At 73.9% G+C, this 13737-nt stretch carries 12 protein-coding genes; 4 read left to right on the top strand and 8 right to left on the bottom strand.

The features are described from left to right. Window positions 1–117: 117 nt before the first annotated feature. The 4 genes from OG349_RS00585 to OG349_RS00570 form a co-directional block, all read right to left on the bottom strand. Window positions 118–780 (bottom strand): TetR/AcrR family transcriptional regulator, encoded by a 663-nt coding sequence (locus OG349_RS00585; protein WP_327232652.1) that lies wholly within the window; start codon window positions 778–780, stop codon window positions 118–120. Then, complete coding sequence (locus OG349_RS00580) at window positions 777–1163, bottom strand: VOC family protein (protein ID WP_327238393.1); 387 nt, start codon at window positions 1161–1163, stop codon at window positions 777–779. The genes OG349_RS00585 and OG349_RS00580 overlap by 4 nt, the downstream gene beginning before the upstream one ends. Before the next feature lie 94 nt (window positions 1164–1257). Beyond that, complete coding sequence (locus OG349_RS00575) at window positions 1258–2313, bottom strand: UbiA family prenyltransferase (RefSeq protein ID WP_327232651.1); 1056 nt, start codon at window positions 2311–2313, stop codon at window positions 1258–1260. A gap of 135 nt (window positions 2314–2448) precedes the next feature. Continuing rightward, on the bottom strand, window positions 2449–2976 hold the full coding sequence (locus OG349_RS00570; RefSeq protein WP_327232650.1) for a hypothetical protein: 528 nt from the start codon (window positions 2974–2976) through the stop codon (window positions 2449–2451). Between the two features lie 109 nt (window positions 2977–3085). Here OG349_RS00570 and OG349_RS00565 point away from each other — a divergent pair, with 109 nt between their 5' ends. Continuing rightward, a complete protein-coding gene (locus OG349_RS00565) occupies window positions 3086–3820 on the top strand; it encodes a ribonuclease H family protein (protein WP_327232649.1) in 735 nt (244 codons plus the stop codon). A gap of 10 nt (window positions 3821–3830) precedes the next feature. On the opposite strand, the gene OG349_RS00560 is transcribed toward OG349_RS00565, so the two are convergent. Beyond that, window positions 3831–5192 (bottom strand): M1 family metallopeptidase, encoded by a 1362-nt coding sequence (locus tag OG349_RS00560; protein WP_327238392.1) that lies wholly within the window; start codon window positions 5190–5192, stop codon window positions 3831–3833. Between the two features lie 218 nt (window positions 5193–5410). Continuing rightward, window positions 5411–10357, bottom strand: a complete 4947-nt coding sequence (locus OG349_RS00555) for a Pls/PosA family non-ribosomal peptide synthetase (RefSeq protein WP_442806174.1) — start codon at window positions 10355–10357, stop codon at window positions 5411–5413. 498 nt (window positions 10358–10855) lie between these two features. Between OG349_RS00555 and OG349_RS00550 the strand changes: the two genes are divergently transcribed. Next, window positions 10856–11122 carry a hypothetical protein gene (locus OG349_RS00550; RefSeq protein WP_327232648.1) on the top strand — a complete coding sequence of 89 codons (267 nt, stop codon included), beginning with the start codon at window positions 10856–10858 and terminating at the stop codon, window positions 11120–11122. Between the two features lie 106 nt (window positions 11123–11228). Further along, entirely contained in the window at window positions 11229–11666 is a 438-nt protein-coding gene (locus tag OG349_RS00545) for a TIGR03618 family F420-dependent PPOX class oxidoreductase (RefSeq protein ID WP_327232647.1), read from the top strand. 24 nt (window positions 11667–11690) lie between these two features. Here the strand turns inward: OG349_RS00545 and OG349_RS00540 are convergent, their stop codons facing one another. After that, the gene (locus OG349_RS00540; protein ID WP_327232646.1) at window positions 11691–12071 is read right to left on the bottom strand and encodes a hypothetical protein; all 381 of its coding nucleotides are present in this window, start codon (window positions 12069–12071) and stop codon (window positions 11691–11693) included. A 184-nt stretch (window positions 12072–12255) separates the two neighbouring features. Here OG349_RS00540 and OG349_RS00535 point away from each other — a divergent pair, with 184 nt between their 5' ends. Beyond that, window positions 12256–12600 carry a DoxX family protein gene (locus OG349_RS00535; protein ID WP_327232645.1) on the top strand — a complete coding sequence of 115 codons (345 nt, stop codon included), beginning with the start codon at window positions 12256–12258 and terminating at the stop codon, window positions 12598–12600. A 14-nt stretch (window positions 12601–12614) separates the two neighbouring features. Here OG349_RS00535 and OG349_RS00530 read toward each other — a convergent pair whose 3' ends face one another. Continuing rightward, window positions 12615–13646 carry an alpha/beta fold hydrolase gene (locus OG349_RS00530; protein ID WP_327238390.1) on the bottom strand — a complete coding sequence of 344 codons (1032 nt, stop codon included), beginning with the start codon at window positions 13644–13646 and terminating at the stop codon, window positions 12615–12617. Window positions 13647–13737 lie beyond the last annotated feature (91 nt).

Genomic DNA, 13737 nt, shown 5'->3' with positions numbered 1-13737 from the left:
CGGTTGTCAGGGGAATTGCAGTCGCGGGCCAAGGCGGCGCGCCGTCAGTCGTATGGCATGCGCATGGCGGATGGATGAGATCTTGATGTCGCGCCCCGTGGTCCGCCGGTCACGGAATCAATGCCCGTGCCCCTCCTCCGCACCCGCACCCGCGCCCGCCGCCGTGCGGTCGGTCCGCCGGCTGATCCTGACCAGGTGCTCGAAGTCGACGGCCACTCCGCGCAGCAGCAGGTCCACCAGGGGCCCCGCCGTGCCCCGGTCGACCGGCCCGTCGCCGAACAGCGCCCGCTGGTAGACCGTCGACGCGAGCAGGTCGACCAGGAGCGCGGGATCGACGTCGGGCAGCAGGTCCCCCCGGTCGACCGCGCGCCGCACCGCGACCGTCGCGGCGTGCCTGGTCGGCTCGACCAGCACGTCGATCAGCCGCCGGTGCAGGACGGCGTCGCCCGCGCAGTCCGCGATCAGCGGGGCGAGGACCCCCTGGGGCAGCCGCTCGTCCAGCGCGGTGGCGAGCAGCCGCACGCTCTGGACGAGATCGCACCGGGTGCAGCCGTTGTCCGGCACGGGCGGGGTGACCAGGACCGACGCGAGGGCGTCGACGACCAGGTTCTGCCGGACCGGCCACCGCCGCCGTATCGCCGCCTTCGTCGTGCCGGCCCGGGCCGCGACCGTCTCCAGGGCGAGGCGCGCGTAGCCGCGCTCCCGCAGGACGTCCAGGGTCGCCGTCAGCACCGCCGCGTCGATCGCCGGGTCGCGCGGGCGTCCGGCGGCCGGGCTCACCGCCCGGCGTCCTGCGGATACCAGCGCAGCTCCACGGTGTTGCCGTCCGGGTCCGCCACGTAGATCGACTGGGCGTCGCCCCGGGCGCCGTACCGGCCGACCGGGCCCTCCAGCACGGTGAACGTGCCCGCGTCGATGACCTCCTGCCAGTCCAGCGGGTCGACGACCAGGCAGATGTGGTCCACGTTCGACTCACCGCGCGGGCGGTCGACCAGGTCGATGATCGAGACCGGGCTGACCCGTACCGACGGGAACGGGACCTTGCCCGCCCGCCATTCGTCCACCCGCACCGGCTCCAGGCCGAGAGGCCCGCAGTAGAAGTCCAGCGCGCGCTCCACGTCCCCCACGTTGAGCACCAGATGATCAAAATCCTTGACCCGCATCAGGCCGTCCCCCGTCTTACTTCGCTCCACCCGGTCCGCCTTCGCGGTCACCGGTCCATTTGAATACGACCCGGTTCGGATCGTAAGAGGCACCTTACCCCGGATCCGGCGGCGGTACGCCCAGTTCGTAACGGGTCATCTGATGGCGCCCGGCCGCCAGGACGACGAGGAGGACCGCGACCGCCGCGACCGATCCGGCGCCCGTGCCCCCGGCGAGGAACAGATACGCGCAGACGGCCAGCGAACGGGCGGCCAGGTTCAACTCCGCCGCGAACAGGGCCGATCGGCGCGTCGGGCCGCCCGGTGTACGGGCCTGCCGGACCAGCCGGGCCACCGACACGGCGTCGCAGCCCGTCGCCAGGGCCAGACAGAGCCAGGCGGCCGCGCCGGCCGCCCCCGCCACGGGTCCGGCCACCGCCGCGGCCCACCCGGCCGCCCCGAGCCAGGGCACCACCAGCAGCGCGGCGACGCCCGTGGCCACCCGGGCCCCCCGCCGCACGGGCAGGGTCAGGCAGCGGGCGCGGCGGTCGCCCTCCGCGTCACCGATGGCCAGGAACAGGTTGTAGAGCGTGCCGTGGACCGCCGCCGCCCCCGCCACCGGCCACACCGCGGGCGAGGACAGCTGATGGACGGCAGCGGCACCGAAGAGCACCAGACCCGCCAGGGTCGCCGTCCCTTCCGTGACGTCCCCGAGGAGACCGGCGGTCTTGAGCCGCCGGTGGTACACCAGATGCAGCCCGAACGCGCCGGCCAGGACCACCGGGGCCCGCCAGTCCAGCAGCAGGGCCCAGACCAGGGCGGTCGCGATGCAGGACACGGCGGCGGCCAGGGCGTGCGAGGGCCGTAACGCCCCCGAGGGGATGGGCCGGTGCGGCTTGGCCGCCGCGTCGATGTCACGCCCCAGATAGTCCCCGAGGTACGCGCCGCCGATCCCGCCCAGCGTGCACACACCCCAGACCCCCAGGAGCACTCCCGCACCGGGCGCCCGGCCCGCGCCCGCTCCTCCCGCATACGCCCCCGCCAGCCCCAGCAGGCCGTAGGTGGCGGACTCGTACACCCGCCACGTCCGCGCGTGCGAGAGCAACAGGCCTTTTCGCACGGGGCGTTGGACGCCCACAGGCTCCTCGGCGCCGCCCCCCTCGGCGGTCACGACGGATCACCGGGCGCGCCGGTCCTGCCCGGTGCGAGGCTGCTCACCACGATCACATGGGCGTTCAACGACCGCCGGGCCAGGACGACACGACGACCCGGGCCAGGACAACACGACACCCCGGGCCAGGACGACCTACCAGCCCGTCACCGCCACCACCTCGCGCGCCACCTCCGCGACGGACCTGCCGTCCGTGTCCACCCGGACCGTTCCCGGCGGCGCCTCCCGCTCCAGCCGCCGCGCCGCCGACCCGCTCCGCTCGACGTGGAGGGCGAGCTGGGACCCCGTCTCGCGCCGCGCCAGCCGGTCCCGGACCGTTGCGTCCCCGGCGGTGAGCAGGACCCGTACGATCCGCGTCGTGTCACCTCCTCCCAGGGCGCGGCGGAACATCGCGCTCTCCAGCACGCTCACCGTGTTGGTGTAGACGAGCCGGCGATGGCCCAGCGCCGCGAAGTTCGCCCAGACCGCCGTGAGATTGCGCTCCGTGATCGCGGAGCGGTGCGGGTCGGCGGCGGGGGCGGGATGCACCTGCCCCATGTAGTCGCCCTCCAGCAGACAGTGCGCGACCCCCGCCTCCTGGAGCAGCGCGGAGACCTCCCACGCCACGGTGGACTTGCCGACGCCCGACCGGCCTCCGACGAGGAGTGCTTCGTACGTAGTCATGCGCGGAAGCCTGACAGCCGGTGCGGGTACGGGGCACCGGGTTTTCCCCCGGCACCGGGGTCGCGGGCGCCCGTGTGGGCCGGGGTCCTCGGCCGGGTGCCGCACTGGCATGATCGGCGGTATGGCTGAACGTGTGATCGCCGCGTGTGACGGGGCGTCGAAGGGAAATCCGGGACCGGCCGGCTGGGCCTGGGTCATCGCCGACGGGGCTGAGCTGCCCGACCGCTGGGAGGCGGGGGCGCTCGGCACCGCCACCAACAATGTCGCCGAACTCACCGCCCTGGAACAGCTCCTGGCCGCCGTCGACCCGGACGTACCGATGGAGATCCGGATGGACTCCCAGTACGCGATGAAGGCGGTCACGACCTGGCTGCCCGGCTGGAAGCGCAAGGGCTGGCGGACGTCGTCGGGCAGCCCCGTCGCCAACAAGGACCTGGTCGTCCGGATCGACGCGCTGCTCACGGGCCGCTCCGTGGAGTTCCGTTACGTGCCCGCCCACCAGGTGGACGGCGACCGGCTCAACGACTTCGCCGACCGGGCCGCGAGCAGGGCGGCCATCGTGCAGGAACCCGCGGGCAGCGCGTACGGCTCCCCGGAGCCGCCGGCCGCGCCGGACACCGTACGGACCGGCGGCCGGGGGCGGTCCTCCGGCGCGTCAGGGTCCGCGTCCGGATCCGGGACGAAGGCGGCCACGAAGACCTCCGCCAGGAAGACGTCCGCCTCCGCGCGGACCCTCAACGCCAAATTCCCGGGCCGCTGCCGGTGCGGCCAGGCGTACGCCGCCGGTGAGCCCATCGCCAAGAACCCCGAGGGGTGGGGCCACCCCGCCTGCCGTACGGACTAGACAGGCGTTTTCAGCTGCTGCGGGGACGGGGGAGTTCCGGCAGTTGTGGGCTGTACAGCCAGGACGTGAACAGGTCGTCGAGGGAGTGGGCGCTGCGGCGCCGGGCGAGTTCCGTGAAGTCCTCGGTCGTGACCGTGCCGTGCCGGTGCACGGCCGTCCACTCCCGCAGCAGCGAGAAGAACACGTCGTCACCGACCACCGTACGCAGCGCGTGCAGCGTCAGAGCCCCGCGCTGGTAGACCTGATCGTCGAACATCCGCCGTACACCCGGGTCCGCGACGCGCAGATCCTGCGGCAGCCGGGCCAGCCTCGCCCTGGTCCGTTCCGCGATCGCCGCCGCAGGGGCGCCGCCGGACACCTCGGACCACAGCCACTCCGCGTACTTGGCGAAACCCTCGTTCAGCCAGATGTGCCGCCAGTCGGCGACGCTCAGGCTGTTGCCGAACCACTGGTGCGCCAGCTCGTGCGCGACCAGCCGCTCACAGCCGCGCCGCCCGTCGACGTGGTTGGCCCCGAAGATGGAGAGCGTCTGCGCCTCGACCGGGACCTCCAGCTCCTCGTCCACGAGGACCACCGCGTACTCACCGAAGGGGTACGGCCCGAAGAGGTCCTGGAACGCGGCCATCATCTGCGGCTGCCGGGCGAAGTCGTGGTCGAAGCGCGCCTGCAACCGGGGCGGTACGGCCGCCCACTGCGGTACGGGACGCGCGCCGGGATCGGCCAGCTCGACCAGTTCGTACAGCCCCGTCTGGACCGTCGCGAGATAGGTCGACATCGGCTCCGGCTGGTCGTACACCCAGGTCGTCGTGGACGCGCCGATCGTGCGCGACTCCAGCGTCCCGTTCGCCACCACCGTGTACGGCGAGGGCGCGGTCACCGAGATCCGGTACGCGGCCTTGTCGGCCGGCCGGTCGTTGCACGGGAACCAGGACGGCGCCCCGATCGGCTGGCCCGCCACCAGCGCGCCGTCCTCCAACTGCTCCCAGCCCAGGTCGCCCCAGTCCCGCGTCTTCACCGGCCGGGGTGTCCCGGTGTACCGCACCTCGACGCTGAATGGCTCCCCGGCGGCGAGGGGACGCGCCGGCCGGATCCGCAGCTTGTCGGCCCGGTGGGTGTAGCGGGCGACGCGCTCGCCGTTCACCAGCACACCGTCGACGCGGAAGGGGCGCAGGTCGAGGCTGAACGCGGTGAGGGCGCCGCCGGGAAGGGCGGGGTCGGCGACGGCCGAGATTGTGGCGCGGCCGGAGAGGCGGCCCGTGCCGGGGCGGTAGTTCAACTCCAGGTCGTAGCGCTCGACGCCGTATCCGGTGTTGCCGTGGGCGGGCAGGTACGAGTCGGCGGAAGCGAGCACGCGGGGCGGGACACCGGCCACCGGTTCCGTGTCCGTGGCCGGTCCCGCCGCAGTGTCCGTACCGGCACCGGTGCCGGTGCCGGCACCGGTGTCCGTGTTCGTCCTGGTGTCCGGTCCGGCTTCCGTCTCCGCCGGTGCCACGGGTCCGGCCGTCGCCTCCACCACCGCGTCGACCGCCGTGCCGACCGCGGCGCGGACACGGCTGGACAGGCTTCCCGCACGGCCGTTCTTGCCCCTGCTCACGCTACGGCGTCCTCCGTCTTGGCTGTGCTTCCCACCGGCTTCACACGCTTCAGGCGCTTCACGCCCTTCGGCCTGCCGGCGGCCGTCTTCCCCGTCTTCCCCGGAGAGCGTACGTTCACCGTCTCCTCCCGCCACGACGCGATCGGATTGCCGAGCCAGCGGGAGTCCTCGGGCAGGGTCTCCCCGCGCATCACCAACGACGCCGGTCCCACCGTCGTACGGGCGCCGATCGTCGCGCCCGGGAGGACGATCCCGTGCGGGCCCAGGGTCGCGCCCTGCCCCAGGACCACCTCGTCCATGCGCATGATCCGGTCGTGGAAGAGGTGGGTCTGCACCACACAGCCCCGGTTGACGCTCGCGCCGTCGCCGATCCGTACCAGATCCGCTTCCGGCAGCCAGTACGTCTCCGACCACACACCCCGGCCGATGCGCGCGCCGAGGCTCCTCAGCCACACGCTCATCAGCGGCGTGCCGCCCACCGCCCCGGCCAGCCACGGCACGGCGAGCACCTCGACAAACGTGTCCGCCAGCTCGTTGCGCCACACGAACGAGCTCCACAGCGGGTGCTCGACCGCCCGGAACCGCCCCACCAGCAGCCACTTCGCCAGACACGCCACGGCGCACGCCACCAGCCCGCCGGCGAGCAGCAGCGCCCCGCCGGCCGCCACGGCGGCGCCGAAGCCCCAGCGGTCCGCGACGGCCTCGAAGGCCGCGAGGACGGTCACGGCGAGCGCGACCGTGCACATCACGGGAACGATCCGGCACAGTTCGACGCCGGCGCGCGCCCACCGCAGCCGCCGGGGCGGGCTGTACGTACGGCTCAGGTCGTCCGTCTCCACCGCGCGCGGCAGCTTCATCGGCGGCATCCCCAGCCAGGAACTCCCCGCCTTGGCGCCCTTCGGCGCCGTCGACAACACGCCCACCAGGCCCCGCTTGGGCACCGAGTGACCGCCGGACGCCATCCCCGAGTTGCCGAGGAACGCCCGCTTGCCGATGCGGGCCGGGGCGATCCGCAGCCAGCCGCCGCCCAGCTCGTACGGGGCGACCATCGTGTCGTCGGCGAGGAACGCGCCGTCGCCGACGGTGGTCATCGAGGGGAGCGCCAGGACCGTCGACGCCTCCACCCCGCGCCCGACCTTCATGCCGAGCGCGCGCAGCCACACCGGGGTGAACAGGCTCGCGTACAGGGGGAAGAGATGCACCCGCGCCATGTCCATCAGCCGTTCGGTGGCCCATGCCTGCCAGGCGATCCGGCCGTGGACGGGGTGGCAGCCTTCGCGCAGGCCGAGGCCGAGGGCCCGTACGCCGACCACGACGAACAGCGCGTAGCAGAGCAGGGACGCGAGGGTCGCGAGCGGTACGGCGGTCAGCGCGTGGGTGAGCGCGGTGCCCGCGTCGTGCGCGCCGCGCACGAAGACCGCGAAGACCAGCAGACCGGGGAGCAGCGCCAGCGAGGGGAGCAGGCTCAGCAGCAGCGAGGTGACCGCGTACCCGGCGGTCCAGCGGCGGGTACGGGCCGGCCGCTCTTCGGGCCAGCGCCGCGGCGGCTTTCCGGTGGCCTTCCCGGAGCGGGCCGCGGGCACGCCGGCCCAGCGGCGTGCGTCGGGCACCGCGCCCGTCACGGCGGACCCCGCGTCGATCTCGGCGCGCTTGCCGATCCTGGCGCCGGGGAACAGCGTGCTGCGGGCGCCGACCGTGGCGCCGGCCCCGACCCGGATCCTGCCGAGGTGCAGCCGGTCGCCGTCCAGCCAGTGGCCCGACAGGTCCACCTCGGGCTCGATCGCACTGCCCCGGCCGAGCTTGAGCATCCCGGTGACCGGCGGGAGGGTGTGCAGGTCGACGTCGGGGCCGATCTGCGCGCCGAGCGCCCACGCGTAGTGGGTGAGCCAGCTGCCGGACAGGCCGGTCGCGCCGCTCAGTTCCGCGAGCCGCTCCGCGGTCCACAGGCGCAGGTGGACGCCGCCGCCACGGGTGTACGTACCGGGCCTGAGGCCGCGCAGCAGCAGCCGCGCGCCACCGGCGGCGATCGCGATACGGCCGGGCGGGCTCACGCAGAGCAGCCAGCCTGCCAGGACCCACCACCAGGAGACGGTGGGGGCCCAGGGGTACGCGCCGAGGTGCGCCAGCACGTTGTTGGCCGCCGCGACCGCGACGCCCCACCGGAGTCCGGCGACCGTCAGGAGGGGCAGCATCAGCAGGATCTGCGCGATGCCGGTACGCCGGGGGACGGGTGCGATCGTGCGGGGCGCCGACGTCTCGGCGCGGGACTCGTCCAGGAGGCGGGCGAGCGCGCCCAGCTTCGGGTTCTGGTAGATGTCGCTGACCGACCCGGAGGGGTGGCGGGTCCTGATCCGCGAGACGAGCTGCGCGGCGGCGAGACTGCCGCCACCGGCGGCGAAGAAGTCACTGTCGGGCCCGGTGGCCGGGGCGCCGAGAACCTCGCCCCACAACCCGGCCAGCCAGGCCTCGGTGTCCGTGAGCCCGTCCGCCGTTTCCACGCCCCCGACCCCGGGAAGCGGCCACGGCAGCGCGGCACGGTCGACCTTGCCGGAGGTACGGGTGGGCAGCGTCTCGACGACGGCCAGCATCGGCACCATGGAGGCGGGCAACGCGGCGCGCAGCCGCCGGAGGGCGTCGTCCTGGTCGAACACGACGGTGGCACTTCCGGCGGGGGGAGCCGTGCCGCTGTCCGCGACGGGGACGCCACCGACGCCGGCCGCCGCCCCGCCGACCTGGGACGCGGGCCGCGCGAGTCCACCCCGATCCGGACCGCCACCGACGTGTCCGTCGGTAGGGTCCGCCTGCCCGGCCAGGGCTGTGCCGACCCCGTTCGTGTGGGCGCCGTCGCCGTCCGGGGACGACGGACTGACGTTGCTGTCGGTACGGTCCGCCCGTGCGACGGCCGTTGTTAGGCCAGCTCGGTTCGTGCCGGTGCCGCCGACCTTTCCGTCGGTACGGCTCACGGGCCCGCCGTCCGGGGGCGTCGGCTGAGCCCGCGCGTCCCGACCCCGACCTGCGCCGTCCGGGTCCGGCGAGTCGCCGTCGGTACGGGCCACCCGCTCGGTGACCGGGGCTGAGCCCACCGCACCAGTCCCCGTGCCAGGGGCACGCGGGCCGACCGGCGGCTCCGCGCCGGTGTTTCCGTCCGTGGGCGTCGCGCTGTCCGCCTGGGCGGTGACCGGTGCTGTGCCGGTTCGGTTCGTGTGGGTGCCGGCGCCGTCCGGGGACGGCGAGCTGACGGTTCCGTCACCGTGGGCCGCCCGCGTGGCGGTCGGGGTGGCGGTCGGGGTGGGACCCGGTCGGTCCGTGTCCGTCCCGAGGGCGTTCGAAGGGGCCGAGCCGATGTCTCCGTCGGGGAGGAGCGTTGTGGGCTCCTCCCCTTGAGCTGTCCGGCCCTCCTCGGGGCCGGAGTCGGCGGCGACAGGGCCGTCGGCGCGGGCCGTCGTCCCGGCACGGTCCGTGCTGGGCGCGGCCAAGGGCCCCGAGGCGCCTGCCTCCGCCGCGGCGGGCGGTGCGTCGGAAGCGGCGTGCTCCGGGGCAGCGGCCTCCTCAGGCGCCCCGCCCCCCGCCGTCACCACGTACCCCACCAGCATCTGGTGGCCCGCCGGCGTCGTGCGGATCGCCGCCGCCGCTCCCGCGACGCCCGGCAGCGCCTGGAGCGCCGCGTCGACCTCGCCCAGTTCGATGCGGCGCCCGCCCAGCTTGACCTGCTCGTCCGCCCGCCCCACGAACAGCAGGCCCGCCTCCTCCGCGCGCACCAGATCGCCGCTGCGATACGCGCGGGACCAGCCGAGCGACGGCAGCGCCGCGTACTTCTCCGCGTCCTTCGCCGGATCGAGGTACCGTGCCAGCCCCACCCCGCCGATCACCAGTTCGCCGACGGTGCCCATCGGCACCACCTCGCCCCGGGCGTCCACGACCGCCAGTTCCCAGCCGTCGAGCGGAAGCCCGATCCGTACCGGCCCCTCTCCCGTCAGCCGCGCCGCGCACGCGACAACCGTCGCCTCCGTGGGCCCGTACGTGTTCCACACCTCGCGGCCCTCGACCGCCGTCCGCTCCGCGAGTTCGGGCGGGCACGCCTCCCCGCCGAAGATCAGCAGCCGTACGTCGTCCAGTGCCTCGACCGGCCACAGCGCCGCCAGCGTCGGGACGGTCGAGACCACCGTGATCTCCTGCTCGACCAGCCAGGGACCCAGGTCGAGACCGGTCCGTACGAGGGACCGGGGCGCCGGCACCAGGCAGGCGCCGCTGCGCCACGCCAGCCACATCTCCTCGCAGGACGCGTCGAAGGCGACCGACAGCCCGGCCAGCACCCGGTCGCCCGGGCCCATCGGCTCCTCGGCCAGGAACAGCCCGGCCTCCGCGTCCACGAACGCGGCCGCGCTGCGGTGCGTGACCGCGACGCCCTTGGGCCGCCCCGTGGACCCGGACGTGAAGATGATCCACGCGTCGTCCTCCGGCCCGGGCCGGCCGCTGACACCCCCGGCGGCGCCGTGCGCCACCAGTTCGAGGCCGGCGCCCAGCACCGCGCAGGTCCCCGCCTCGGAGAAGACCAGCTCGGCCCGCTCGTCCGGATCCTCCGCGTCCACCGGCACATACGCCGCGCCGACCGCCAGGACGCCCAGGATCGCGACGTACAGATCGGCGGTCCCCGAAGGAACGCGTACGCCGACCCGGTCACCGACACCGATGCCCTCGGCCTTCAGCCGCAGCCGCAGGCCGTCCACCTCGGTGAGCAGCGCGCGGTAGCTCAGAGCCCCCGTCCCGTCGTCGACGGCGGGCGCGTTCGGGAAGCGCCGCGCCGTCTCGCCGAGGATGTCCATCAGGGTGCGGCCGTCCGGGGCCGGACGCCCGGCGAAGACGCCGGGCCGTACCGGGGTGTCCAGGGCACCGGCCGACAGCGACCCGATCAGGGCCTGGGACTCGTCCGCTACTACAGTCATGCGGTTTCTCCGGGGTCAGGGGGGTCGAGCGTTCGGCGGCACCGGCCGGACAACTCGCTCCGCCGTTCCGGCTCGACACTGAGCCGGATCCCGAACACCCGCTCGCGGGGAGGACCTCCGCGAGGGCGAACCGTCCGAGCGGCCCGTTCACGACCGCCGCCCGACGTGTGCCGATCCGTGGTCCGACTGCCCTGCCGGCAGCCGACCCGATCGACGCTCCCTACGCCGAACAGGGAGTTTACCCAGCGTTAACGGGATCCGCCTGTTGGTCACGGCGCCGACGGCCGGGGGACGCGTCGCGCTGGCCGCCGCAGGGCGTGGCCGGGGCGCGCCCGCGATGATCGTCATCACCCCAGGTGGGAGCGGCTCGGCGCGGCGGCCCGCGCGGCACGACACGCCGGGGCGCCGCGCCCGCCCGCCGGACCCGTGCCTGTGGCTGGACTCACAGCCGTGGAGCCGTCCGGGCCCGCTGTCAGTGGCGGCTGGAATGCTTGTGCCATGGACGAACTGATGCGGCGCAGGGTGTACGGCGCCGACCACGACGACCCGGACCCGGGCCCGCGGCCCGGCCATGTCTACCGGGAGCTGGTCGCGGGCCCGCTCGACGGACTCCTCCTGGACGTCACCGGCTGGCCGGCCGACCGGTTGCGCGAAGGCGCGTCGCTGACGACGGAGATCGGCTCGTACGGAGCGGGCGGCCACGCGCTCTACGGCCCCCGCCCCGCCGACCCGGACCGCTGGGACTGGCAGGGCGACACGCCGTAGCAGGCATGGCCACGAGTGTCGCGCCGGCCCGAGGAATCGCCGTGTCGGTCATTGTGTTGACCACACGGACAGGTCCACCTCCCGTCCCGACATCCCTGGAGAGCCGATGACCACCCTCGAAGAAGCGACCGCCCTGGCACGGGAGGAGAACGGCCTGGCGGTGATCTCGACGCTGCGCGCGGACCTCACGATCCAGTCCTCGCTCGTCAACGCCGGTGCCCTGGACCACCCTTCGACCGGTGAGCGCGTTCTCGCCTTCGTCACCTACGGCAAGGTGAAGCTCGGCAACCTCCGGACCAGGCCGCAGGTGACGGCGACCTTCCGCAAGGGCGGCCAGTGGGCGACGGTGGAGGGCGAGGCCCAGCTCGCCGGCCCCCACGACCCCCAACTCTGGCTGGACGCCGAGAGGCTGAGGCTCCTGCTGCGCGAGGTGTTCGTGGCGGCCGGCGGCGAGCACGAGGACTGGGACACGTACGACCGGGTGATGGCCGAGCAGGGACGTACGGCGGTCCTCATCACCCCGCGCCGGGTGTACAGCAACTGACGCGGGGTCCGTGGCGCGGGGCCGTCAGATCGTGACGCAGACCTCTTCGATCTGACGGCCGCCGCGCACCAGCGCCCCGCACACGAGCGGCGCGCTCTTCTCGGCCCCCACCACCCAGCGGTGGCGTGAGGCGTTGACCCGGGAGCTGTGGAAATCGCCCCAGTAGGACCGCAGCTGCCCGCTCAGGCCGTCCCTGGTCTCCACGGTGATGTCCTGCACGAACCTGTTGTGGTGCGCCGTGTACACACAGATGTACGTGCCGCACCTGCCGTCGACCTGCGAGGGAAGCGCACTCGCGGGAGCCGTCACGGCCATCCCCACGAGCACCGCGCCCGCCACCGTCGTGGCCACCCGCCGTACCGCGCGCCGAGCGACACCATTCCGCAGATCCCGCAGATTCCGCATATTTCCTCCATGTCGGAGAGGGGGCGATTGCGGAACGAGAATGTCATCGAAGCAGGCCGGGGCAGGGCGGTCGGCGCGAAAAGCACTCGTTCGAGTCCGAGTCCGGATCGGACTGTCACACTGCCGCGCCGCTACGGCTCTCGGGACGGGACCGCACACTCGACCCGCCCCAGGAAGCAGGCCCATGACCCTCGCCTTTGTGTTGCTCGCGCTCGTCACCGTCTCCGCCAACGTGTTCTCCGCCGTCTGCGACTTCGTCCGCTACGAGAAGGTCGCCGTCGGCATGGACGCGGCGGGCGTGCCCCGCTCGTGGATGCCGGCGCTCGGAGTCCCCAAGGCGGCGGCCGCGCTCGGACTCCTCGCCGCCGTCTGGATCCCGCCGCTCGGCACGGCGGCGGCGGCCGGACTTGTGGTGTTCTACCTCTGCGCCGTGGCGACCCATCTGCGGGTACGGGACTACTCGTTCGGGTTCCAGTACCCGTTCCTGGTCCTGGCCGTCGCCACCCTGCTGCTGAGCCTGGCCCGCTGACCGAGGACCGCTCCTCAGGGGCGCGGGGAAGGCGGCGTGAGCCAGTCGACCAAGATCCGGTTGACCTCGTCGGCCCGTTCGCGCTGGATCCAGTGCCCGCAGCCCTGGAGGATGTGCGACGCCGTCAGCCCCGGCAGCGTGGCCGGGAACGCGTCGACGGCCGCGCTCATCCACGTCGTGGACGCGTCGCGCTCCGCCCCGACGAACAGCGAGCGCTGCGTGACCGGCGCGCCGTTCCAGGCGGCCAGGTCCTCCCAGTCCCGGTCGGCGTTGCGATAGCGGTTGAGCGCGCCGGTGAGTCCCGTACGTTCGAACTCGTCGGCGTACGTGTCGAGTTCGGCCTCCGTGAGCCACGCGGGCAGGGCATCGCGAACAAAACGGTCGGACATCCGCCGCCCGGCGGGGACGAAGAACGGGCTGTCGCCGCCCGCGTCCGCCATCGTGTCGGCGGACAGACTGGCGTAGAAGCCCGCCAGCCAGCCGCGGACGTCCGGCTCGATCTCCGCCTCGGCCCGCCCCGGCTCCTGGAAGTAGCTGACGTAGAACTCCTCGTCCCCGCCGATCGCCGCGAAGGCGTCCGTCGGCCGGGGACCCCCGGGCGGGGCGTACGGGACGCTGAGCAGTCCCACGGCCGTGAACACGTCGGGCCTCAGGAGCGCGGTGGCGGCGGCGATCGTCGAGCCCCAGTCGTGGCCGACGACCGTCGCGGTCTCCTCACCGAGCGCCCGTACGACCCCGACGTTGTCGGCGACATGGCACAGCATCCGGTACGACGCCACGTCGACCGGCTTCGAGGAACGCCCGTACCCCCGCAGATCGACGGCGACCGCCCGGAAGCCCGCGGCGGCCAGGACCGGGAGCTGCCGGGTCCAGGAGCGCCACGACTCGGGGAAACCGTGCAGCAGCAGCACCAGCGGGCCCGTGCCCTGTTCCACCAGGTGGATGCGGCCGCCGGGGACCTCGACCAGGCGGTGCCGGGCGGCGGGTACCGGCGTGTGGGGGGTGTCGGCCGTGGCCGGGGGCGGTACGGGGGTGGGCTGCGCCATGGTGCTCTCCTCGTCGGTCGCGGCGATGTCCGCTGTGATCACGAGCATCTGCCAGGGGAGCGGGGCCGGGACAGAAAACTTGCCGGTCCGG

The organism is Streptomyces sp. NBC_01317 (assembly GCF_035961655.1).
In the GTDB taxonomy this organism is placed as follows: Bacteria; Actinomycetota; Actinomycetes; order Streptomycetales; family Streptomycetaceae; genus Streptomyces.
This window is presented reverse-complemented; position numbering and strand designations above follow the sequence as displayed.